This window comes from Buttiauxella sp. BIGb0471, assembly GCF_024807715.1.
Lineage (GTDB): Bacteria > Pseudomonadota > Gammaproteobacteria > Enterobacterales > Enterobacteriaceae > Buttiauxella > Buttiauxella agrestis.
In genome coordinates this window covers 95,437-118,049 of record NZ_JANUEU010000008.1, presented here as the reverse complement: position 1 = coordinate 118,049, position 22,613 = coordinate 95,437, and the positions used below count along the sequence as shown (strand labels likewise).

At 52.1% G+C, this 22,613-nt stretch carries 18 protein-coding genes; 7 read left to right on the top strand and 11 right to left on the bottom strand.

Translation table 11 applies throughout. The annotated features are described in order from the left end of the window. Positions 1 to 59: 59 nt before the first annotated feature. Genes M2371_RS20290 through yihU form a run of 6 tightly spaced genes read right to left on the bottom strand, consistent with a single transcriptional unit; the run spans position 60 to position 8,052 of the window. Complete coding sequence (locus tag M2371_RS20290) at positions 60 to 1,472, bottom strand: MFS transporter (RefSeq protein ID WP_259268565.1); 1,413 nt, start codon at positions 1,470 to 1,472, stop codon at positions 60 to 62. Between the two features lie 12 nt (positions 1,473 to 1,484). After that, complete coding sequence (locus M2371_RS20285) at positions 1,485 to 2,885, bottom strand: MFS transporter (protein ID WP_064561474.1); 1,401 nt, start codon at positions 2,883 to 2,885, stop codon at positions 1,485 to 1,487. Between the two features lie 47 nt (positions 2,886 to 2,932). Continuing rightward, positions 2,933 to 4,972 carry an alpha-glucosidase gene (locus M2371_RS20280; protein ID WP_259268564.1) on the bottom strand — a complete coding sequence of 680 codons (2,040 nt, stop codon included), beginning with the start codon at positions 4,970 to 4,972 and terminating at the stop codon, positions 2,933 to 2,935. Between the two features lie 35 nt (positions 4,973 to 5,007). Next, positions 5,008 to 6,249 carry a sulfoquinovose isomerase gene (gene yihS, locus M2371_RS20275; RefSeq protein ID WP_259268563.1) on the bottom strand — a complete coding sequence of 414 codons (1,242 nt, stop codon included), beginning with the start codon at positions 6,247 to 6,249 and terminating at the stop codon, positions 5,008 to 5,010. Positions 6,250 to 6,265: 16 nt separating this feature from the next. After that, positions 6,266 to 7,141 carry a sulfofructosephosphate aldolase gene (yihT, locus tag M2371_RS20270; protein WP_172896016.1) on the bottom strand — a complete coding sequence of 292 codons (876 nt, stop codon included), beginning with the start codon at positions 7,139 to 7,141 and terminating at the stop codon, positions 6,266 to 6,268. Positions 7,142 to 7,161: 20 nt separating this feature from the next. Next, positions 7,162 to 8,052, bottom strand: coding sequence for a sulfolactaldehyde 3-reductase (gene yihU / locus M2371_RS20265; protein WP_259268562.1), 891 nt, complete (start codon positions 8,050 to 8,052; stop codon positions 7,162 to 7,164). A 196-nt stretch (positions 8,053 to 8,248) separates the two neighbouring features. Between yihU and M2371_RS20260 the strand changes: the two genes are divergently transcribed. The 6 genes from M2371_RS20260 (at position 8,249) to fabY (ending at position 13,069) form a co-directional block, all read left to right on the top strand. Further along, on the top strand, positions 8,249 to 9,145 hold the full coding sequence (locus M2371_RS20260) for a sugar kinase (protein WP_259268561.1): 897 nt from the start codon (positions 8,249 to 8,251) through the stop codon (positions 9,143 to 9,145). 36 nt (positions 9,146 to 9,181) lie between these two features. Beyond that, a complete protein-coding gene (locus M2371_RS20255; protein WP_172896013.1) occupies positions 9,182 to 9,973 on the top strand; it encodes a DeoR/GlpR family DNA-binding transcription regulator in 792 nt (263 codons plus the stop codon). 210 nt (positions 9,974 to 10,183) lie between these two features. Next, complete coding sequence (gene yihX, locus M2371_RS20250; RefSeq protein ID WP_259268560.1) at positions 10,184 to 10,780, top strand: glucose-1-phosphatase; 597 nt, start codon at positions 10,184 to 10,186, stop codon at positions 10,778 to 10,780. Beyond that, a complete protein-coding gene (locus tag M2371_RS20245) occupies positions 10,777 to 11,649 on the top strand; it encodes a virulence factor BrkB family protein (protein ID WP_034499965.1) in 873 nt (290 codons plus the stop codon). Before yihX ends, M2371_RS20245 begins: the two co-directional genes overlap by 4 nt. After that, on the top strand, positions 11,646 to 12,083 hold the full coding sequence (dtd, locus tag M2371_RS20240) for a D-aminoacyl-tRNA deacylase (RefSeq protein ID WP_034499967.1): 438 nt from the start codon (positions 11,646 to 11,648) through the stop codon (positions 12,081 to 12,083). Before M2371_RS20245 ends, dtd begins: the two co-directional genes overlap by 4 nt. Before the next feature lie 44 nt (positions 12,084 to 12,127). Then, entirely contained in the window at positions 12,128 to 13,069 is a 942-nt protein-coding gene (fabY, locus tag M2371_RS20235; protein ID WP_034499970.1) for a fatty acid biosynthesis protein FabY, read from the top strand. 11 nt (positions 13,070 to 13,080) lie between these two features. On the opposite strand, the gene M2371_RS20230 is transcribed toward fabY, so the two are convergent. Both M2371_RS20230 and M2371_RS20225 read right to left on the bottom strand, forming a co-directional pair. Beyond that, entirely contained in the window at positions 13,081 to 14,763 is a 1,683-nt protein-coding gene (locus M2371_RS20230; protein WP_259268559.1) for an AsmA family protein, read from the bottom strand. Positions 14,764 to 14,889: 126 nt separating this feature from the next. Then, positions 14,890 to 16,281, bottom strand: coding sequence for an NCS2 family protein (locus M2371_RS20225; RefSeq protein WP_034499973.1), 1,392 nt, complete (start codon positions 16,279 to 16,281; stop codon positions 14,890 to 14,892). Positions 16,282 to 16,510: 229 nt separating this feature from the next. Here M2371_RS20225 and gltS point away from each other — a divergent pair, with 229 nt between their 5' ends. After that, positions 16,511 to 17,713 (top strand): sodium/glutamate symporter, encoded by a 1,203-nt coding sequence (gene gltS / locus M2371_RS20220; protein WP_172896008.1) that lies wholly within the window; start codon positions 16,511 to 16,513, stop codon positions 17,711 to 17,713. 3 nt (positions 17,714 to 17,716) lie between these two features. Here the strand turns inward: gltS and recG are convergent, their stop codons facing one another. The 3 genes from recG to spoT are packed head-to-tail and all read right to left on the bottom strand — an operon-like array spanning position 17,717 to position 22,608. Then, complete coding sequence (gene recG / locus M2371_RS20215; protein WP_259268558.1) at positions 17,717 to 19,798, bottom strand: ATP-dependent DNA helicase RecG; 2,082 nt, start codon at positions 19,796 to 19,798, stop codon at positions 17,717 to 17,719. Positions 19,799 to 19,802: 4 nt separating this feature from the next. After that, positions 19,803 to 20,492, bottom strand: a complete 690-nt coding sequence (trmH, locus tag M2371_RS20210; RefSeq protein ID WP_034499977.1) for a tRNA (guanosine(18)-2'-O)-methyltransferase TrmH — start codon at positions 20,490 to 20,492, stop codon at positions 19,803 to 19,805. Positions 20,493 to 20,496: 4 nt separating this feature from the next. Then, positions 20,497 to 22,608: a bifunctional GTP diphosphokinase/guanosine-3',5'-bis pyrophosphate 3'-pyrophosphohydrolase gene (gene spoT / locus M2371_RS20205; RefSeq protein WP_259268557.1), complete on the bottom strand. Its 2,112-nt coding sequence runs from the start codon at positions 22,606 to 22,608 to the stop codon at positions 20,497 to 20,499. Positions 22,609 to 22,613: the final 5 nt, after the last annotated feature.

Genomic DNA, 22,613 nt, shown 5'->3' with positions numbered 1-22,613 from the left:
ACTCCTGAACGAATACGATATTGGTATCCATTTAAAGCGCACCGGTTAATCGTTGTTTTTTATAAAGTTGCGGAAGCTTCTTTGGTATTGTCAGCTGACAGTTGTGGAGTGGAAGCCTCCTGCTTGCGTTCGTTTAATTCGGCGATTATTTGCATAAACCGCTGTTCATTTAATTTATAAAATAGCCCCATGGTCATCGCTGCGGTAATCGCCAGGCTGCATGGCCAGATAAATATCAGCTGGCGTAGGCCATTTAATGTGGTTTCACTCTGCACGATGTTGGGGATATACCCGATTTGCGTCAGCATAATGCCGGGTAAAAAGCCTGCCAGTGCTGCCGAAATTTTGCGTGAAAACGTGTAGCCGGTATAAACCGAGCCTTCGGCGCGAATGCCGGTTTTCCACTCACCGTAATCCACAGTATCCGGCACCAATGCCCAGTTCAGGCTGTTGACAAACGCGGTGCCAAAGAACGCCATGCAGGAAAACAGCACGAACGATAACGAACTGTCTCCCCAGGCATAATTCAGCAAATCTCCCGCCGCCCATAACAACAATCCGCCCAGATAAACCTGCTTTTTCCCGAAACGTTTCACCGCCGCTGGCACCATCAGCACGCCAATCAGGATGCAGCCCATACTGAAAAACCCCATCCAGGAAAGCAGATGGATATCGTTCAGTACGTACTGGGTGTAATAAACCTGAATTGCCAGCTTGATGTTAAAAGCCGCCAGCGTGCAAAGATTGGCGATGCATAACACCAGCAACGGCGGGTTGCGAAAGATTGCGAGAAACGACTTAGCGATGGCCGGCTTATGGCTTTCCGGTACCACTTCCACATAACGCTCTTTGACGCCGCTGTGGCACCACCACATACAAAATAACCCGCAGGTCGCGAAGAGTGTTGCTGCAACTAAATAACCCAGCGATGGGCGCTCAACAAACAGCGCCTGAATAGGGATAAATCCCACAGTACAAAGCAGCAACCCAAGTGTGGCACCACCTTGCCGCCACGCCGCCAGTTGTGCGCGCTCATGCGGATTTTTAGTTATCGCCGGAACCATCGCGCCGTAAGAGCAATTCATCAGGCTGTAAAACAGGCCGAACAACATAAACAGAACTGTCGATAACGCCGTTTTCATCGTCAGGGTTAAACCGGTATCCACAAATTGCGCTGTTGCCACCAGTGCCACCGGCATTGCCGCATAAAAAATGAAAGGGCGAAACTTCCCTTTAGGGCCGATATTCCGGCGTGAATCAATCAACACGCCGGTTAGGATATCGGTAAAGGCGGTGAAGAATTTGGCGACCAGAAAGATAACGCCGCCGTAAAATGCCGGAAGACCAAGCACATCCGTATAAAACTTCAACAGATACAGCGTACCGATACACAGCATCAGGTTTGAGCCAAAATCCCCCATGCCGTACGCGAACTTTTCTCGCAAACTGAGTTTTAGCGTTAATACATTCATGGCCGACCCTTATTAATGTGCAGCAGCCCGTTTGCGGCTTTCAATCTCATCCACAATCCGCACGTACATTTTTTCATTCAGATTGTAGAAGCAGCCCATCGCGATAATCGTCACCACCGCCAGCGCGCTCGGCCAGATGAATATTAACTGCCGTAGCCCTTCAACGGTTCCGGCTGATTGCACTACGTTTGGCACATAGCCGATTTGCGTCAGCATCAAACCAGGGAAGAAGCCCGCCAATGCTTGCGAAACCTTGCGGAAGAAGGTGAAACCGGTATAGACCGTGCCTTCAGAGCGCACGCCTGTTCGCCATTCACCGTATTCCACGGTGTCGGAAACCAGCGCCCAGTTCAGGCTGTTGACGAACGCAGAGCCGAAGAACGCCAGGCACGAGAACATCACGAAGCTGACCGAACTATCGCCCATCGTGTAGTTGAGCAAATCGCCCACTACCCAAATCAGCAACCCGGCGATATAGACCTTTTTCTTGCCGAAGCGGCGCACGGCAGAAGGCATCAGAAACACGCCGAAGAAAATACATCCCATGCTGAAAAAGCCCATGTATGAAAGCAGCAGTGGATCATTGAGCACGTATTGCGTGTAATAAACCTGAATCGCCAGTTTGACGTTAAATGCGCCGAGCGTGCATAAATTGGCGATGCAAAGAATAAACAGCGGGCGGTTGCCGGCGATAGCTTTGAATGATTGCAACAAACCCGGCTTGTGCCCAGGTGCAGGCTGCTGGGTTTCGACATATCGCTCTCTCACGCCGGAATAACACCACCACATAAAGAACAAACCGAAGGCGCTAAACAACGCCGCTGCCACGATATAACCCAGTTGCGGATTGTTATCGACCATGTTCATCACCGGCACAAAACCGACGGTGCACAGCAGCAGGCCGAGCGTGGCACCGCCTTGTCGCCACGCCGCCAGCGATGCACGTTCATTCGGGTTTTTAGTCATCGCCGGAACCATCGCGCCGTAAGAACAGTTCATCATGCTGAAGAACAAGCCATACAACATGAACAGCACCGTCGCCATTACGGTTTTGCCGGTGATGCTGAAATCCGTGCCGACAAAGTTAGCTATCGCCAGCAACGTGACGGGAAATGCCGCGTACAGCACGAACGGGCGGAATTTCCCTTTTGGCCCAATCTTGCGCCGTGAATCGAGCATGATGCCTGTGCCCATATCGGTAAACGCGGTAAAAAACTTGGCAATCAGGAAAATCACGCCGCCGTAAGTGCCGGGCAGACCTAAAACGTCGGTATAGAACTTCAGCAGGTAAAGTGTGCCGATATCCAGCAAGATATTTGAACCCAGGTCGCCCATTCCATAGGCGATTTTTTCCCGTAACGGAAGCAATAAAGTGGCCGGATCGCTGCCCCGGCTGTCGGTCTGATGACTCATTTTTATTCTCCTTGTGGCGGCGAGATTTGAACTCGCCGCCACGGCTATCAGATATGGCGCAACGAGGTAAACAGCTCAGCCCATTCGCTGGTGGCCCGGTAAAACACTGGAGGTTGGCCGATTGGCGCAGCAACGGTAATTTCACCGCCACCGGTGTACGGTTCGCCCGTCCATAGGTTGACCCAGTTATCCTGTGGCAAATACAGCGTCCATTCGCTACTACCAGGCTGATGAACCGGTGCGACCAGTAAATCGCGGCCAAACAGATACTGGTATTTCAGGATGTAGGTTTGCGGGTCGTCTTCGTAATGGAGGAATAACGGGCGCATCACGGGTAGGCCGCTTTGAGAGTTAAGCGCTACGGCGTGTTTGATATAAGGCTTAAGCGTGGTGAATACCGTCGTCATGCGGGCAAATTGCGCGATAATGTCGCTATCGTTGTCGAATTGCACATTATCGCCCGGACGGTTACCTTCATGTGTGCGCATCATCGGCGTGAAGGCGCTAAATTCGCACCAGCGCATCAGCAACTCTTTACTGCGCTTCATATCGAACAGCGTGGTGTAACCTCCGATATCGCTATGATGCAGACCGTGTCCGGTCATAGCCAACGACAACGCAGCCGGGATCACTGACGCCAGACCATCGTCCAGGCTCCAGTCCACGTTCTGATCACCAGCCCACATCATCGTCGAGTATTTCTGGCTGCCGGTATAACCCGCACGCATAAAGAACAGCACCTCGCCCAGCTTGCCGGTTTCTTCAAGCGCTTCGTAATTACACTTCGCCCACAGCGAAGGCCACGCGTTATGCATGACTTCAGCGCTAACGCCGTTATGCAGCACGGTATCGGTTGGTAAATACTCGCCAAAATCTGCCATCCAACCACCAAAACCAAGCTCGATCAGGTTGCGTTTGATGAGTTCTTTGTACCAGTCGTAGGCTTCGGGATTGGTTAAGTCGATAACGCCCGCGTAAAACTCGCCGAACTCGACGTGGTAATCCTTTCCGTCATGAGTTTTGGTCAGATAGCCGAGCTTCGATGCTTCTTCGCACTGGTCGCGATCGCTTGCCACATAAGGGTTGATGTAGGAAAGAAAACGCACGCCTTCGGCCTGCCATTGTTTGATGCGCGTATTCAGCTCAGGGTATAAATCGCCATTCCAGCGCCAGTTCCACATCACGCGTTTGCCAAACGACGTCATGCGAATACCCGACCAGTCCTGCGCCCAGATACCGTTAACTTTGACGCCGCCTTTGCGCATTACATCGAGTTTTTGCTGGCAAACTTCGGTGCCACCCTGCACGCCGAGCGTCACACCGTCATAAATCCAGTCCGGCATTTCTGGCTGGCGGCCTAATAAACCGGTGAGTTTTTCCAGCAACCGAATGTAGCTGTCGGCACATTCAAAGCGCAGCACCGCCTGGTCTTGCCAAATTGCCAGTTCATGGAAGTCTGGCGCGCTGAAATCGAAATTCATGTAGCAGCTGTTTTCAACGTGGCAGTAATACTTCTGGGTGCTGATGAACGTCGGCTGTGGGAAAAACGTCCAGTAATAATCGCCGCCCGCGTTTTCTTTGCAGTCGGCCTGCCAGGTCACATAAGTCTGTTTATTGCGCCCGACACCTTGCTCGCTGGTCCACAACGGGAACGGCTTGCCACGTAAATCGAAGTAAGAGAACTGCTCGCCACAACCATAGATATGGTCTTCTGGCTTCGCGGCAAGGCGCAGCCAGATGCGGTTATGGCTGACGCTGTCGTTTTTGAGTTTCAGCTCAAGGCGGCCTTCGGCATCGATGCCGATATGCAGCGTGGCATTCACGGTATCGCCACGTGTGAAGCGGACATTCCAGCCCGCATCTTGTGGGATGACGGCGGCTTCGGTCAGGGCAATCTTTTCATCCAGTTTGTCCTTGATGCTGAAATTGCCACGGAACATATCAATATCGGCTTCACCCGCGCCCACCCATAAGCAAGGCGTTTGCGTGGTGTGCCGCAAAATCAGGCGATTCTGCCAGCTCAGGGCAAAGCCATCATTCAACGTGGTGAGTTCAAGGCTTTCTAAATTTTGTTGTGATAAGGCCATTATTAACTCCGTAAATGTAGGGTACGTGTTGTGGTTTATTTGGCGTTGCAATCCAACAAACCAGCGGCCACGGCGGGCGCTAAACCCGGCGCTAGCGGCAGTCTTGGGATCACCAGGCAATGCAATAGATGGTAAATATCCTGCTTGCCATCCCAGACCCTGGTGGTCACTTCATTGTTGGTATCCAGCTCCTGCCACCACGAACCGTTCTCGTAATCCATCAGGTACTTAATGCAGTAATCCCACCATTTCTGATACCAGGCTTCGTACTGTGCATCTCCGGTTACGGTGAATAGCGCATATGCCGTTCCCATGGCTTCAACGATTGGCCAGCGCACACGTTCACGAACAATTGGCTCACCATCCCAACCCACGGAATATACGAAACCTTCTGCACCGTCGGGTGCCCAGGCATCGCGGATGGTCGCGTTGAACAAGCCTTTGGCGTCTTCTAGCAACCAGGCTGGAGGTGTTTCAAAACGAGCTTCAAGTGCGGCGTGAAGATGCAGCATCAGGCGGCCCCACTCAATCCAGTGGCCTGGGGTGCCGCCGTAGGCACGGAAGCGGTGAGCAGGATTGTCTTTGTTGTAATCGCGGATTGGGTTCCAGTCGGCGTCGAAATGTTCATTGACGCGATATTCGCCGCTGCGAGCCACATCATGAATAATCACCGAGGCAATTCTTTGCGCACGGTCGAGCCATTTGCGGTCATGTGTGACGTCGTAAACAATTAAAAACGCTTCTACTGCGTGCATGTTGGCGTTGCCGCCACGGTATTCTTCCGTCTTGCTGAACGCTTCGTCCCATGACTCCAGGCACATTTGTTCCTGTTCGCTCCAGAAGTACTTTTCGATGACATCGATGGCGTCATCCAGCAGTTTGCGTGCCTGAGGGTGGCCAGTGGTTACCGCACTTGCCGCGCCTAGCAACACAAAGAAATGCTGATAACCCTGCTTCGAGGCATCAATGACACCTTCGTCATTTACGCAGGCATACCAGCCGCCGTATTGCTTATCGCGCAGCGCACCATTGAGCGCGTTGATGCCATGCTCAACCAGTTGATAAGCGCCAGGACGGCCCATTGACGCAGCGACGGCGTAAACGTGCAACATACGAGCGGTGACCCACAAATGTGTGCCCATGTCCGTTTTCACCAGACCGGTATTACCGAGCCAACCAAATCCCGTTGGCACCACGGATTTGCGGCCAAAATCGAAAATGCGGTCAGTTTCTTGCTCGAGCCAGCGGTTGTGGCTCAGTGTGTTAAACCATTTCATCGTCACATTCCCTCGGTTAACGGCGAGCCATCATTTCGTCGACGATTTCGCCCAGGCGCTGCAATTTCGGTACTGAAATATCACGCAGCATCATTTCGGTATCCGGTAAACCTACAACCGATGACCAGACGGCGCGACCGGCTAAAAACCCTGATGCTCCAGCAGTCATGGCAACACTCACTGCTCGTGGGAAAAGCTTTTCATCGATGCCTGAAGAAAGGATCACCCACGGCATGTTGATTTGTTCATTGAGGAGTTGAGAAGCTTTGAGGAGTTCAGGGCGTGAGCCTTTTCCTGACAGTGGCATTTCCACTTTATAGAGATCGGAACCGCTGTCGCCTAGCTCCCTGGCGGCGTCGATAATCGCTTGTTCGCGGTCGAACTTGTCGCCACGGCGAGGTGGGCGAACAACAGGCTCAATGATGCTCAGCAGGCCGTTAGCATGGCACAACTGGTTAAAGTCCTTCACCATTTCAAGGCGTTGCTGCGCATCTTCATCGCTACGCCACAACACCAGCAGTTTTAACGCTTTGCCGCCGTTACGTTTAACGGCTTGCGGATCGACTGATTTATCAATCACCACGCTATCGACGGGAATGCCGTTACCAGGGATAAACTCATCGGCTGCAACAATCATCGCGCAGCTTTGCGCCAGCGCGTTTTGCTCAACCACCTGGCGGTAGCAAAATTGCTGGTCGACGAGAATTGCGGAGGCATAAGGAGATAAAATTTTGGCGGCGTTAACTTTGAAATCCGTTAAAACCTGGTCGGCAACCGGTGATTTACTGCCAGCGGCGGCAAACATCAGACGCATCGCTTCGCGTTGATCGACTGCCAACATGGCGAAACCGCCGCTCGGCCGGGTAATGTCTTTAAGCGTGTAGTGATTCATTTTCTATCCTTATGAAATAACTAGTTTTTGTGATTAAGCCCGGCACTGTTACGTACCTGCTCTAAAATTGCGCTCCAGTCCTGGCGGCCACGTCCGGCGGCGCGAGCCTGGTTGTAAACTTCGCGGGAGGCCGCGCCCAACGGCATCGGCACATGCAGCTGGTTGGCGACATCTAGCGCGATACCCAAATCTTTATGGGCGAGGTCAATCATGAAGGCGGGAGTGAGGTCGCCTTTCAGCACTTTGTTCGGCCAGGAAGTGGTGAAATGACCTTTGCCCGCAGGTGTTCCGCTCATGACTTGCATCGCCACTTCGAAGGAAAGACCGAGGGCCTCGCAAAGTACGGCGGCTTCGGCGGAAAGTGCATTCAAGGCGATGCTCATGTAGTTGTTGATGAGTTTCACGCGGATACCCATGCCTGGCCCGCCAGCTTCGATAAGCTCGGAACCCATCGCCATCAGCAGCGGTCTGGCGCGTTCGACTTGTTGTGGTGTGCCGCCAGCCAGTAGCAAAAGCGTTCCGGCGATGGCGTGATCGGAAGTGCGACCCACGGGTACATCCATCATGCTGAAACCACGGCTGGCTAAATCGGCAATTAGGTGGTCGGTTTGCAGTGGGTGAATCGTAGACATATCAATGATTAATGCTGATTTACACAACGTCTGACTCACACCGTTCTCGCCTAATAGCGTTTCACGAACCAGGTCGCCGTTTGGCAGCATGGTTATTACGAATTCGGCATCTTGCGCGGCCTCGGCGGCATTTTTACTGACGGTGGCACCAACCTGAACCAGTGCGTCCACGGCCTCGGCGTTTAAATCGAACACCGCTAACCGATGCCCCTGTTTGAGCAAATTGCGCGCCATTGGCGCACCCATCTGCCCTAAACCTATAAAAGCGACACTGCTCATGTATCCTCCTGGGTGAATGTCATTTTTTGTTGGTCATTGTCATTATCTGTGTCTGTTTTTGATCGTATTTGTAATTTATGGTTAAAAAATTGACAGCGATCACTTTTTTAACAATTGATGGAATTACAATAAGCCCCATGTGATCGGCGGTTGATTTATGCGCTGTCGAAGTGAAAAACAGCGAAAGGAAAGCGATGTGATTCGAATAGCGTGCGTGGGAATTGCGGTACAAGACCGGCTCTATTACTTGAACCGATTACCTGATTGCGGTGGGAAATATGTGGCGCAGCATTATCGTGAAGTGGGCGGTGGTCCAGCAGCAACAGCGGCAGTGGCTGCGGCAAGGCTCGGGGCGCATGTCGATTTCATCGGGCGCGTGGGCGATGACGCAACGGGGAAAGCTCTGTTAGATGAACTGGAGAATTGGGGGGTAAACACGGCATTTTCCCGGAGCTGTAAAAATGCCAACTCATCGCAATCAGCGATTCTGGTAGATGAACAAGGCGAGCGGATTATCGTGAATTACCCAAGCCCTGAACTGCCGGAAGACGCAAGCTGGCTGCATGAGATTGATTTCACGGTTTACGACGTGGTGTTAGCAGATGTGCGCTGGCATCAGGGAGCGAAAACAGCATTCACTTTGGCGCGGTCTGCGGGAGTCACAACGGTTCTGGATGCTGATATTACCCCGCAAGATATCTCTGAGCTGGTGGCGTTGGCGGATCACGCGGCGTTTTCTGCGCCGGGCCTGCAACGCCTGAGTGGTGAAGGTGACCTACTATTGGCACTAAAACGCGCACAAGCGATCACAAATGGACATGTTTATGTCACCCAGGGTAAATCTGGCTGTTATTGGTTAGAAAATAATGAGTTGCGCCATCATGCTGGGTTTCGGGTTGAAGTGGTGGACACGACCGGAGCCGGAGACGTATTCCACGGCGCGTTAGCAGTAAAATTAGCACAACGCATTGAGATATATGAATCGATACGCTTTGCCAACGCGGTTGCGGCACTGAAATGCACCCGTCCTGGCGGGCGGGCAGGAATTCCCGACTGTGATCAAACTGACTCTTTCATGTCACTTTTTGTATAAAATACAAATCGAGGCGGTCACTTTAGGAGAATGTGCATGAGCATCACCGAGTTAACCGGCAATCCGCGCCATGACCTGTTATTACAACTGATTGCCGAACGCGGCTATATGAATATCGACGAGCTGGCGCAATTGCTGGATGTATCCACCCAAACTGTGCGCCGGGACATTCGTAAGTTGAGCGATCAGGGGCTGATTACTCGTCATCATGGTGGTGCAGGGCGCGCATCAAGTGTTGTTAATGTGGCATTCGAACAACGTGAAGTGTCGTTGACGAGTGAGAAAATGGCCATCGCAGAAGCGATTGCTGACTACATTCCAGATGGTTCGACGGTGTTCATCACCATTGGTACCACGGTTGAACATATTGCGCGGGCATTAATGAACCATGATCGGCTGCGCATCATTACTAATAGTCTACGCGTGGCACATGTCTTGTATAAAAATCCGCGTTTTGAAGTGATGGTGCCGGGCGGTACTTTGCGTCCGCATAATGGCGGTATTGTCGGGCCAGCGGCGACCACCTTTGTGGAAGGTTTTCGTGCAGACTACCTGATAACCAGCGTGGGCGCGATTGAGCCAGATGGTGCGTTGCTGGATTTTGATGTGAACGAAGTCAGCGTGGTGAAAGCGATGATGAAGCATTCACGACATGTTTTGGTGGCGGCAGACTCGACTAAATTCCATGCGTCAGCTGCGGTAGAAATTGGCAATGTGAAACAAGCCACTGCGTTATTTACCGACCAAATCCCAGCGGCTTCATTTAAAACATTGCTGGAAAATGAGCATGTTGAGCTGGTGGTTTCTGAGTTGGGAGGGCAGGAATAGCCCGACTAACCGAGTAAGCGTCGCGAAGGTTAAAACCTGGCGACGTAACCACAAAATATCAGGTACTGGCTTTATAGCGGGGTTATCTTGCGGTCACGTTTCACTGATTAACGATCTGGCTCGCATTCGTTGAGCTGTTGTTGTAACACGCACTATCCACCTTCTTCTATTACCGCTACAGTTATTTGTCCATGCGCAAAGGAGAGGCTTATGCTGTATATCTTTGATTTAGGTAACGTCATTGTTGATATCGACTTCAACCGCGTGATGGGGGTCTGGAGCGATTACAGCAGGGTGCCACTGGCTAATTTGCAAAAAAATTTTGTGATGGGGGATGCTTTCAAGCGCCACGAACGTGGGCAGATTACCGACGAAGAATTCGCCGCAGCGGTATGTGACGAAATGGGTATGGCGCTAAGTTTTGATCAGTTCTCTGCTGGCTGGCAGGCAATTTTTGTTGGCTTGCGTCCGGAAGTTATCGCCGTCATGAACAAACTTCGTGAACAGGGGCACCGTGTCGTGGTGCTCTCTAACACCAACCGCTTACACACTTATTTCTGGCCCGGTGAATACCCGCAAATCGCCGAGGCGGCAGATAAAATCTATCTGTCTCAGGAAATGGGAATGCGCAAACCGGACGTTGAGATCTACCAAAAACTTCTCGAAACAGAAGGTTTTTCTGCGAATGAGGCGGTCTTTTTTGACGACAACGCCGATAATGTAAAGGGAGCTCAGCAGTTGGGTATCACCAGTATTTTGGTGACCGGAAAAGATACGGTGCCCGGATATTTTGCAAAAAACCTATGATAAAAGACGTTCATCGCAAAACGAGTAACCGCCTCAGGCCATGTATCGCCTGGGGTAAGTTGCTCTGGCATCGCATCGACCAGGACAATATGACCACGCTTGCGGGGAACCTTGCTTACGTGTCATTACTCTCACTGGTGCCTTTGGTTGCGGTGGTGTTTGCGCTGTTTGCGGCTTTTCCGATGTTTGCCGACGTCAGTGTTCAACTCCGGCATTTTGTTTTCTCAAATTTTCTGCCTGCCACAGGCGATATCATCCAGCGCTATATCGAACAGTTTGTTGCTAACTCCAACAAGATGACCGCGGTGGGTGCCTGTGGGCTTATCGTCACCGCTTTGCTGTTGATGTATGCCGTTGATAGCGCGCTCAATACCATCTGGCGCAGTACGCGTACGCGGCCAAAAATCTATTCGTTTGCCGTCTACTGGATGATTTTAACGCTTGGGCCATTGCTGGCGGGCGCGAGCCTGGCGATTAGTTCGTATCTGCTCTCACTGCGATGGGTGACGGGGTTTAACAGCACGATTGATATCGTGTTACGTGTTTTCCCGTTGCTGCTATCCTGGCTATCATTCTGGATGTTGTACAGCATCGTCCCCACTACTCGTGTCCCGGTGCGCGACGCACTGGTTGGCTCGCTGGTAGCGGCTCTTTTGTTTGAGCTTGGGAAGAAGGGCTTTGCCCTCTACATCACCATGTTTCCCTCTTACCAATTGATTTACGGCGTGTTAGCCGTGATCCCCATTTTATTCGTCTGGGTCTACTGGACCTGGTGTATCGTGTTGCTCGGCGCCGAAATTACTGTCACTCTCGGCGATTACCGAAGACTTCGCATAGAAGCTCAGCAGGAAGAATTGGAAGAACCATGATCGCATTAATTCAGCGCGTCACCCACGCCAGTGTCACCGTGGCGGGTGAAGTAACGGGTGAAATTGGCCCAGGACTTTTAGTGTTATTGGGTGTCGAAAAAGAAGATAACGAACAAAAAGCGAATCGTCTTTGCGAGCGGGTTTTGGGTTATCGTATTTTTGGCGATGAAAACGACAAGATGAATCTGAATGTTCAGCAAGCGGGTGGCAGTGTGCTGGTGGTGTCGCAGTTTACCCTCGCCGCTGATACCGAACGCGGTATGCGTCCGAGCTTTTCTGGCGGAGCAGCACCGCAACTAGCCGAAGAACTATATGAATACTTTGTTCAACGTTGCCGCCAGCAGGGCATTGTGGCCGAAACAGGGCGCTTCGCCGCCGACATGAAAGTCAGCCTGACCAACGATGGCCCGGTGACGTTTTGGTTACAGGTCTGAATTCGCAACTTACACGGTCCCGCGTAACAAGAGAGAGTACATGTATGTATCACCTTCGCGTACCGCAAACCGAAGAAGAGCTTGAGCTCTATTACCAGTTTCGCTGGGAGATGCTGCGTAAGCCGCTGCATCAACCTAAAGGCTCCGAACGCGATGCGTGGGATGCCATGGCCCATCACCAGATGGTGGTGGATGAAGAAGGCAATCCAGTCGCCATTGGTCGCTTGTATATCAACGCTGATAACGAAGCCGCTATCCGTTTTATGGCGGTTCACCCCTCGGTACAAGATAAGGGGCTGGGCACGCTGGTGGCGATGACACTAGAGTCTGTCGCGCGCCAGGAAGGTGTGAAACGTGTGGTGTGTAGCGCACGTGAAGATGCCGTCGAGTTCTTTGCCAAATTGGGATTTGAGAATCAGGGCGAAATCACCACGCCTTCGACCACGCCGATTCGCCACTATTTGATGATAAAACCCGTCGCTTCGCTGGACGACATTCTCCATCGTGCAGACTGGTGCGCTCAGTTACAGCAGGCCTGGTATGAACACATTCCATTAAGTGAAAAAATGGGCGTGCGCATCCTGCAATACACCGGGCAGAAATTCATTACCACCATGCCCGAAGCGGGTAATCAAAATCCCCATCAAACCTTATTCGCCGGTAGCCTGTTTTCGCTCGCTACGCTGACCGGTTGGGGGCTGATCTGGCTGATGCTGCGCGAGCGTCATCTTGGCGGCACGATTATTCTTGCCGATGCGCATATCCGATATAGCAGCCCGATCACCGGAAGGCCTGGAGCCATTGCTGACTTAGGCTCGTTGAGTGGCGATCTCGACCGCCTGGCGCGTGGCCGCAAAGCTCGCGTCGCGTTGCAAGTTGAGCTTTTTGGCGATGATACGCAAGGTGCTGTTTTTGAAGGGGTGTATCTGGTACTGCCAGCTAAACCTTTTGGCCCGCTTGAAGAGGGCGGGAACGAAGAAGAATAATAGCCCGGCACTCAAGTGCCGGGGATTTCCCCATTCTGCATGGTCTGCTGTACTTGTTTTCCGTCGGCGCTGGTGGCCTGTAATGTTCCGTTCACCGTGGGTTTCAGTGGTGTTTGAGCTGCAAGGTTACCGGTCACTGAAAGCTGCAAATTACCGTTGCCCTCAAGCGGCAACGCTGGCCATCCCCATTGCTGCAATACATTTACTGGTACCGCGCGCCCGCGCAGATTCATTGCCGCATTGCGTTGCGGAGCCTGCGAAATAGCACCCGTCGCTTCCAGCATACCTTCACCAGCAAAAGCACTAAGTTCTGTAATAGATATTTGGCTGTCAGCAGCACTCAATGAAATAGACGGTCTGCGAACATCCACACGGTTAAACGTGGCAGCTGCTGCATTAAGGGTTAAGTTTCCGCTCCACACACCCCACTGGTGGTTGCGCACCACTTCGATATTATTCGCTGTGCCGTCCAGCGCCGTGAGCTGGAACGGGAAGGCAGGATCGATATCAATAACCAGGTTTCTGTTCGCCGTGAGTTTTTTAATCGATACTGAGTTTAGCCATTCCGGTAAAGGCTCCATCCAAAGCGCTTTCCAGTCGGCAGGCAACGTATATTCCAGTCCTGCAAAAACCAGCTCGTCGAGCGCGAGTTTTTTCTCATTGCGTTGCCACTCGCCTGAAGCGCGAACCATGCCTCTTTCCCAGCGGGAAGTGAACTGGCGTAGCGAAGCGGTTTGCTGATTAAAATCGACGTTCACGATGGGGTCGTTCAAATGCAATGCGCCAATAATGAAATCACTGGCGTTCATTGACAGCCGTCCGTCATCACTTTGCCATCCGCCTTTTGCCAGCGTCAGGTTGCGCAAACTCAGATCTAAATCGGTTACTGCCCAATCCTTCCCTTCCAGTCGCGCGTCGGTGACTTCCAGGTTATCGATTTTCAGCGAAGGAACGGTGGTAAGCGGGGCCAGGAAATCGGTAATTGATTTTTCAGTTTGCAGACGAATATCGTTCAAACGCAGGCTACCAATTTGCCATGAACCGTCAGCAAGGCGATTGGCGTTACCGGTGAGCGAGCCGCGAGCCATATCTGCCCCGATAGTTGAAAGCGTCACCTGCTCGTTATTAATCGCACCCTGCAGTAACACGTTGGTCGCTGGAACACCGTTGAGCGTCATGGACCCGGCACTAAACTGAATATCTGCGGTACTTCCCAGCACTTTACCTTTCGTCGGTTGCCAGGGCTTTACACCCCCGTTGACGCGTTGGGCATGTAAATCCCATTCGGTGTTTGGGCTGTTGAGTGCCATATCACTTAATTGCAGCATGTCGGCCTGGAATGGCAGCGGGGCGGCGTCAGGGCTGATGTTTAACGTTCCGTTTTGCAACAGAATATTGTCGACGTGCATAGGCTCTGAGAACTGACGTGAGCTAAGCCCAATATCAATATTCTTTGCGACCAGCGTCGCCGGTTGGCCTTTGCGCCCGAAGGTGACATTCGTCAGAGTGACGTGCGTGGGTGATGCCCAACGATGATCCATCTCTTCAAAAGAGAAATTGTAATCACTCTTCTCATTAACCCAACTGCTAACCTGGGCGGCGCCCCAACGGGTTTGCAGTAAAAGATAAGCAGCAAGAAGCAGTACAAGTACGACAACCAATAACGCAATGATTAGCTTTCCGAGAAATTTCATTGTCTTCCGTCCCATGAAGTTTCGGTAAAGGGTTTTATGCCCCATTTACCGTTATAGCTCAAGGATGGGATTGTCAGGAGGGGTAACACGCGCTGATGAGAACAAATCACCAGCGCGTGAGATACATCAATTTTTTTCAGGCGGGAAAATCAGGTTCAAAACGATAGCGGTGATACCACCAGCTGCAATGCCAGATGAGAGCAAGGTTTTCAACCAGTCAGGCGCAAACTGCAAAATCAGCGGTTGCTGAGACACACCCATACCGACCGCCAGGGACAGCGCAATAATCATAATTGCGCGGCGGTTCAGGGGTTCACGAGAAACAATACGCACGCCGGATGCGGCGATGGTGCCGAACATCACGATAGTTGCGCCGCCCAGAACTGGTTCGGGAATGTGTTGAACAAATCCACTTACTGCCGGGAACAGGCCCAGCACAATCAGCATCAGCGCAACGACAAAACCGACATAACGGCTGGCAACGCCAGTAAGCTGAATCACGCCGTTGTTCTGGCCGAAGCAAGAGTTAGGGAAGGTATTGAACACGGCGGAAACGCAGGAATTCAGGCCGTTCGCCAGCACGCCACCTTTCAGGCGCTTCATATACAGCGGGCCAGAAACCGGCTGTTCGGAAACGTCAGACGTTGCCGTAATATCGCCGATGGTTTCCAGGGACGTCACCATAAACACCAGCATCAGCGGGATAAGCAGATTCCAGTCAATGCCCAGGCCGTAGTAGAGCGGGGTTGGCACCATGATCAGGTCTGTATTGGTTGATGGCGCGACGTTCGGCAGCATGCCCATCGCCCAAGCCAACGCATATCCTACAGCCATCGCGATAACAAGAGACGCCACACGTAAGTAAGGGTTTCGCTGGCGGTTAAGCAAGATAATGACCAGCAGCACGGCACCTGCCAGCAGCAGATTTTTCGGCGCGCCAAAGGTGTGGTCGCTCATTGCGCCGTAGCCACCGCCAATAGATGTCAAGCCAACCTGAATCAGCGACAGGCCGATAATCATCACCACTACACCAGAAACCAGTGGCGTAATAATGCGACGAGCCAGATGCAGAAAGCGCGACAACAGCATCTCTGTGCAGCTTGCCAGCATCAACGTGCCGAAAAGTGCGGCCATCATGGTCGGGACATCGGCACCGCCATTTTTCAATGCCATGCCGCCCATAATCAACGGTGAAACAAAGTTAAAACTGGTGCCCTGAATAGACAGAAGCCCAGAACCAACCGGGCCCCAGGCTTTAATCTGGATGATCGATGCTACGCCTGAGGCGAACAAAGACATGCTGATAATGTGTTGGGTATCTTCAGCCGGAAGTCCCAGCGCCTGGCAAATCAACATCGCAGGCGTGATAACCGCTACAAACATCGCTAACAAGTGCTGTCCAGCAGCAAAAAGAGTTTGTGGAAGAGGCGGGCGATCCTCGAGGCGGTAGATCAATTCACTGGAATGAGTCTTGGCAATCGGTTGCGCATCGTCTGACTCAACAGCATTAACAGACATCGGAAATTATCCCCAGGAGAAAAAACGGTGATTTTAGCGGACTGAATGGTAAAAGCAAACGTTTGCTACCGAAGTTTCATAAGATAAAAAGTGTATATAACGAGCTTTTTATATAACTTTCAGCTGTTTTTTGGTTAAAATCCAGCTGCTGACTTTTCTAAACCCTGAAATTCCAGTGAAGGATAATTAAAAGCGTCTGTGAGAAATATGCGCAAACAGGAGCACTTCTATGTTTTATCTCGACACACTTTCTACGCTTGTTGCCGCAACTCTCGTGCTGTTACTGGGCCGTAAAATGGTCCATACCATTCCGCTGTTAAAAAAATACACTATCCCTGAACCGGTGGCGGGTGGACTCTTAATCGCTCTGGCCTTGTTGGTGCTCAAAAAGAGCGTCGGCTGGGAATTTGAATTTGATATGAGCCTCAAAGACCCTTTGATGCTCGCCTTCTTTGCCACCATCGGCCTTAACGCTAATCTTTCCAGCCTGCGTGCGGGCGGCAAAGTTGTCGGTATTTTCCTGGTTGTGGTTGTTGGTTTGTTGGTGATGCAAAACGCCATCGGTATCGGTATGGCGAGCTTGTTGGGTCTTGATCCATTAATGGGATTACTGGCAGGTTCTATTACGTTATCAGGCGGGCATGGTACGGGAGCGGCCTGGAGTAAACTGTTTACCGAGCGCTATGGCTTCCAGAACGCCACTGAAGTTGCGATGGCTTGCGCAACGTTTGGTTTAGTGTTGGGCGGTTTGATTGGCGGGCCGGTGGCGCGTTATCTGGTCAAACACTCATCCACGCCAAATGGCACACCTGAAGATAGCATTGATCCCACCGCTTTTGAAAAACCGGCTGTCGGGCGCATGATCACCTCCATGGTGATGATTGAAACCATTGCGATGATTGCTATCTGCCTTACCGTGGGTAAGTTTGCGGCCCAGCTTATTCAAGGCACGAGCTTTGAATTACCGACGTTTGTTTGCGTGTTATTTGTTGGGGTTATCCTCAGCAACACACTCTCACTGCTCGGCTTCTATCGGGTATTTGAACGTGCAGTTTCCGTGCTGGGGAACGTCTGTTTGTCACTGTTCCTCGCTATGGCGCTGATGAGCCTGAAGCTGTGGGAGCTGGCTTCTCTGGCGTTGCCAATGCTGGCGATTCTGACGGTGCAGACCATCTTTATGGCACTGTATGCCATCTTCGTGACGTATCGTTTGATGGGCAAAAACTACGATGCCGCGGTACTTGCTGCGGGGCATTGTGGTTTTGGCCTGGGCGCAACGCCTACAGCAATCGCTAACATGCAGGCGATTACTGAGCGCTTTGGCCCGTCACACATGGCGTTCCTGGTGGTGCCAATGGTTGGCGCGTTCTTTATTGATATCGTCAACGCGTTGGTGATCAAGATGTATCTGATGCTGCCAATCTTTGGCTAAGCATCAGGCATTTGAATAGCGTTCCGTTTCAGGCATCCAGCGTTCAATGAGCGCGGTTGCCTGCTCGGGATAGCGTTCATGGATATGGCGCGCAAGGCGCTGTACTTCTGGAATCATCGCCTGATCGCGCAGCAAATCAGCTACTTTAAACTCGGCATTCCCCGTCTGGCGCGTGCCGAGTAATTCACCTGGCCCACGAATTTCTAAATCCTTTTGTGCAATCACAAAGCCATCATTGCTATCGCGCAACACCTGCAATCGCAGCTGCGCCGTTTTCGATAGCGGCGATTTATAAAGCAACACGCAGTGGGATGCGACGGCACCACGGCCAACACGGCCACGAAGCTGGTGGAGTTGCGCAAGACCGAGACGTTCCGGGTTTTCAATAATCATCAGGCTGGCATTCGGCACATCGACACCCACTTCAATAACGGTTGTGGCAATCAACAGATGAATCGAGCCTTCTTTGAAAGCCTGCATCACGGCCTGCTTTTCTTGAGGCTTCATGCGGCCATGAACCAGGCCAACGTTCAGATTCGGCAGGGCAGCTTTTAACTCATCCCATGTGACTTCTGCAGCCTGCGCTTCCAGCAATTCAGACTCTTCTATCAGTGTACAGACCCAGTACGCCTGGCGACCTTCATTGCTACACGCTTCTCGTACCCGTTCGATAATATCGTTGCGGCGCGTATCAGGAATCGCCACAGTGGTAACTGGCGTACGGCCTGGAGGCAGCTCGTCGATAGTTGACGTATCCAGATCAGCATAGGCCGTCATTGCCAGCGTGCGCGGAATTGGGGTGGCAGTCATGATAAGTTGATGCGGATGGAATCCCTGAATCTGGCCCTTTTCCCACAGCGCCAGACGTTGATGGACGCCAAAGCGATGTTGTTCATCAATGATGACTAACGCGAGCTGCGAGAACTGCACCTGTTCCTGGAAGATCGCGTGCGTTCCCACCACCATCGACACCTGGCCGCTGGCGATTGCGTCTTGCTGAGCGATACGGGCTTTGCCTTTCTGCTTTCCTGCAAGCCAGCCCACTTCAATTCCCAGCGGCGCAAACCACTGGCGGAAGTTATTGGCGTGCTGCTCGGCGAGCAATTCGGTTGGTGCCATCAGACCGACTTGTTTGCCATGCGCAATCGCACGCAGTGCGGCGAGTGCAGCAACCAGCGTTTTGCCCGATCCCACATCACCTTGCACCAGGCGCATCATTGGTACATCGAGCGCTAAGTCGTGTTCGATTTCTGCCACGACCCGTTCTTGCGCCTGGGTTGGTTTAAACGGCAGTGCTGCTAACAGGCGGTTTTTTAACTCGTCATGATTATGCAACGGCAACGCATGATAACGCTGGGCACCCGCACGTAACGCGAGCATGCTCAGGTTATGAGCCAGTAATTCTTCGAGGATTAAGCGCTGTTGAGCCGGGTGTTTCCCGGTTTCCAGATCGGCTAACTGCATGGTTGGCGGCGGGCGATGCAGAGTGCGCAACGCTTCTGGCAGGCTCATCATTCCCTTGCTCAAATCAGCCGGGAGCAACTCGGCAATCGCGCAGGTATCCAGCAATTCCAGAGCCTGGTCGGTCAGCTTGCGCAATGTAGCCTGGCGGATACCTTCCGTCGTGGGGTAAACCGGCGTCAGCGTTTCCTGCAATTCTGGTGTGCTGAGGTCACCCTGAATACGGTATTCCGGGTGAATCATTTCCGCGCCATGAGTTCCGCGTTTTGCTTCGCCATAGGCAAGCACGCGTTTACCGTTCGCGAGGCTGTTTTTCATTGCGGCGTTGAAGTTGAAAAACCGCATCGTCAGGATGCCGGTACCGTCAGAAATCTGGCAGGTCATCATACGGCGGCGGCCAAAACTGATATTACAGTTCAGCACTTCGCCTTCTACCGTGGCGTATACACCGGGTATAAGGTCGTTAATAGGGTAGAGATGGGTGCGGTCTTCGTAGCGAAGCGGAAGGTGGAGAAGAAGATCCTGAATGGTATACAAGCCAATTTTGGCCAGTTTACCGCTCTGGCTGGCGCCCACTCCGGCAAGCGTACTTAACGGTATGGCATCCAGCAAACGGCCTTTCATCCGACTACTCCGCAGATTGCATTGTGGCCCACCATGCGGCATCAGCTTCTATCTCACCTTGCTGATTCACATGCGGGTAGGGCAAACCTTTACGGCGAGAAACTCGCGCCAGCACCGGGTAACCGCCTTCAAACAACAGTCGCTGCTGCTCGGACTCCGGCAGGGTACTGTTTTCGCGTTGATACATTCCTGCGTTCTGACGTTGGCGCTGCGCTTCATAAAGAATGAGGGCGGAAGCCACGGAAACGTTTAGAGATTGCACCATGCCAACCATCGGAATAATGATGTCCTGGTCAGCCAGCGCTAGTGCTTCTTGTGTGATACCGGTTTTTTCCTGACCCATCAGAATGCAGGTCGGGCGCGTGTAATCAATTTCGCGAAAATCGACGGCTTTATCAGAAAGGTTGGTGGCGAGGATTTGCATCCCGTTGTTTTTCAGATGGCTAACGGCATCGCCAATATTGCGATGTGTTTTCACTTCAACCCAGGAATTACTTCCGGCAGCAGAAGAGGCCATGGTACGCATTCTGTTACCAGGCCAAACCGCGTGAACTTCATGCACGCCCACTGCATCAGCGGTGCGAATAATCGCTGAGACGTTATGAGGTTTATGGACTTGTTCCATGCAGACGGTCAGATCAGGCTGACGCCTGGCAAGCATCTCGCAAATACGCGCATAACGTTGAGGATTCATAACACTAGTTTCGGTTGCGGGTAACTTTAATGACATCCGGCATTACGCGAATTTTGCGCATAACATTGGCCAGATGAACACGATCGCGGGCAGATAAACGAATGAACGCGCTGTAAACGCGGCCATCTTTCTCTTCAGTATTCAGACTGTGGATATTCGAACCTGCGGTATTGATTGCCGCAGTCAGGTTTGCCAATGCACCCTGATGGTTGAACATATCCACTTTAATTTCAGTGAGGAATTCTTGCTCGGTCTCTTTATCCCACTCGACCGCCATAAACTTCTCGGCTTCTTTTTGGTAGCCACGGATATTACGGCAGGACTCATGGTGAATAACTAACCCTTTACCAGGGCTGACGTGAGCCACAATCGGGTCACCAGGAATTGGGCGGCAACACTTCGCGAAGGTAATCAGCACGCCGTCAGCGCCTTTGATAGGCAAGTGGCTGTGCGCGGGCGTATTTCCTTGCGCAATTACCGATGATTCACCTTGCAGATTCTTCGCCACCACTACGCTCATGGCGTTGCCTAAACCAATCTCAGCCAGCAAATCGTCAAGCGTGGCGAGCTTCATACGCTCAAGCTCACGTTGAATATTTTCCGGCGGAACTTCGGCAAGCTTGCGGCTACCACCTAATGCATGGTTCAGCAGACGGCGCCCCAGGCTGACGGAATCGTCTCGCTTGAGGTTTTTCAGCATCTGGCGGATTTTGGCGCGGGCTTTAGAGCTCACAACGAAATTCAGCCATGCGGCATTAGGGCGAGCGCCCGGTGCGGTAATGATTTCGATTGTCTGGCCGCTGCTAAGCGACTGAGACAGCGGATAGGGTTGCCTGTCGACACGAGCACCAACACAGGCGTGGCCGATGTCAGTATGCACGGCATAGGCGAAATCGACAGGTGTCGCGCCCGCCGGCAATTCGACAATGCGCCCTTCCGGGGTGAAAACGTAAATCTCATCCGGGAACAGATCGGATTTCACGCTCTCGATAAATTCAAATGAGCTGCCTGCGCTTTGCTGGAGTTCCAGCAAGCTTTGCATCCAGCGCTGGGCGCGGATTTGCGCGGTAGTACTACTTTCACCTTGCTCTTTATAAGCCCAGTGAGCGGCAACACCCATTTCTGCCATCTGGTCCATATCTTCGGTACGGATTTGCACTTCAACTGGCACACCGTGTGGGCCAATCATTGAAGTATGCAGGGACTGATATCCGTTCGCTTTTGGAATGGCGATATAGTCTTTAACCCGGCCTGGACGGGGCTTGTAGAGACTATGCATCTGCCCAAGAACGCGATAACAGGTATCCATATCGTGAACAATTACGCGGAAAGCGTAGATGTCCATAATCGAGTGGAAACGCTGCTCTTTAAGCGTCATTTTGCAGTAGATGGAGTAAAGATGTTTCTCGCGGCCACTGACGCGGCAGGGAATGCCTGCTTCTTGCAAACGCCCGTCGATTTCCGAGAGGATTTTTTGAATCATCTCTTTGCGGTTACCACGTGCGGCTTTCACGACTTCTTTAATGACGCGATAGCGGTTCGGGTAAAGCGCTTCAAAGCCCAGTTCTTCAAGCTCGGTTTTCAGGTGATGAATACCAAGACGGTGTGCCAGGGGGCTATAAATTTCGAGGGTTTCGCGAGCAATGCGGCGACGCTTATCAGGGCGCAACGCCCCAAGAGTGCGCATGTTGTGCGTACGGTCAGCGAGTTTGATCAGAATGACGCGGATATCTTGCACCATCGCCATGATCATTTTGCGGAAGTTTTCAGCCTGAGCTTCTTTCTTATCGCGGAATTTCAGTTTGTCGAGCTTAGATACCCCTTCCACCAGTTCGGCAACGCTTTTGCCAAACAGTTGTTCCATATCCTGGTAGGTGGCAGGGGTGTCTTCAATCACATCATGCAGTAGAGCGGCCATCAGCGTTTCATAGTCGAGTTTCATCTCGGCCAGAATGCAGGCAACAGCTACGGGATGGGTGATATAAGGTTCACCGCTTGAACGTGCTTGTCCCTCGTGAGCATCACGCGCAACAAGGTATGCTTGCCGAAGTCGCTTAATCTGCTCCTCGGGCAAGTATGTTTGAATCAGTTGATTCAGGCTTTCAAACAGATACAAGGGCT

What these genes read in the sequence shown, in the direction of transcription:
- M2371_RS20290 (WP_259268565.1), bottom strand. Translation starts at nt 1,472, where the DNA reads ATGAATGTATTAACGCTAAAACTCAGTTTGCGAGAAAAGTTCGCGTAC.
- M2371_RS20285 (WP_064561474.1), bottom strand. Translation starts at nt 2,885, where the DNA reads ATGAGTCATCAGACCGACAGCCGGGGCAGCGATCCGGCCACTTTATTG.
- M2371_RS20280 (WP_259268564.1), bottom strand. Translation starts at nt 4,972, where the DNA reads ATGGCCTTATCACAACAAAATTTAGAAAGCCTTGAACTCACCACGTTG.
- yihS (WP_259268563.1), bottom strand. Translation starts at nt 6,249, where the DNA reads ATGAAATGGTTTAACACACTGAGCCACAACCGCTGGCTCGAGCAAGAA.
- yihT (WP_172896016.1), bottom strand. Translation starts at nt 7,141, where the DNA reads ATGAATCACTACACGCTTAAAGACATTACCCGGCCGAGCGGCGGTTTC.
- yihU (WP_259268562.1), bottom strand. Translation starts at nt 8,052, where the DNA reads ATGAGCAGTGTCGCTTTTATAGGTTTAGGGCAGATGGGTGCGCCAATG.
- M2371_RS20255 (WP_172896013.1), top strand. Translation starts at nt 9,182, where the DNA reads ATGAGCATCACCGAGTTAACCGGCAATCCGCGCCATGACCTGTTATTA.
- yihX (WP_259268560.1), top strand. Translation starts at nt 10,184, where the DNA reads ATGCTGTATATCTTTGATTTAGGTAACGTCATTGTTGATATCGACTTC.
- M2371_RS20245 (WP_034499965.1), top strand. Translation starts at nt 10,777, where the DNA reads ATGATAAAAGACGTTCATCGCAAAACGAGTAACCGCCTCAGGCCATGT.
- dtd (WP_034499967.1), top strand. Translation starts at nt 11,646, where the DNA reads ATGATCGCATTAATTCAGCGCGTCACCCACGCCAGTGTCACCGTGGCG.
- fabY (WP_034499970.1), top strand. Translation starts at nt 12,128, where the DNA reads ATGTATCACCTTCGCGTACCGCAAACCGAAGAAGAGCTTGAGCTCTAT.
- M2371_RS20230 (WP_259268559.1), bottom strand. Translation starts at nt 14,763, where the DNA reads ATGAAATTTCTCGGAAAGCTAATCATTGCGTTATTGGTTGTCGTACTT.
- M2371_RS20225 (WP_034499973.1), bottom strand. Translation starts at nt 16,281, where the DNA reads ATGTCTGTTAATGCTGTTGAGTCAGACGATGCGCAACCGATTGCCAAG.
- gltS (WP_172896008.1), top strand. Translation starts at nt 16,511, where the DNA reads ATGTTTTATCTCGACACACTTTCTACGCTTGTTGCCGCAACTCTCGTG.
- recG (WP_259268558.1), bottom strand. Translation starts at nt 19,798, where the DNA reads ATGAAAGGCCGTTTGCTGGATGCCATACCGTTAAGTACGCTTGCCGGA.
- trmH (WP_034499977.1), bottom strand. Translation starts at nt 20,492, where the DNA reads ATGAATCCTCAACGTTATGCGCGTATTTGCGAGATGCTTGCCAGGCGT.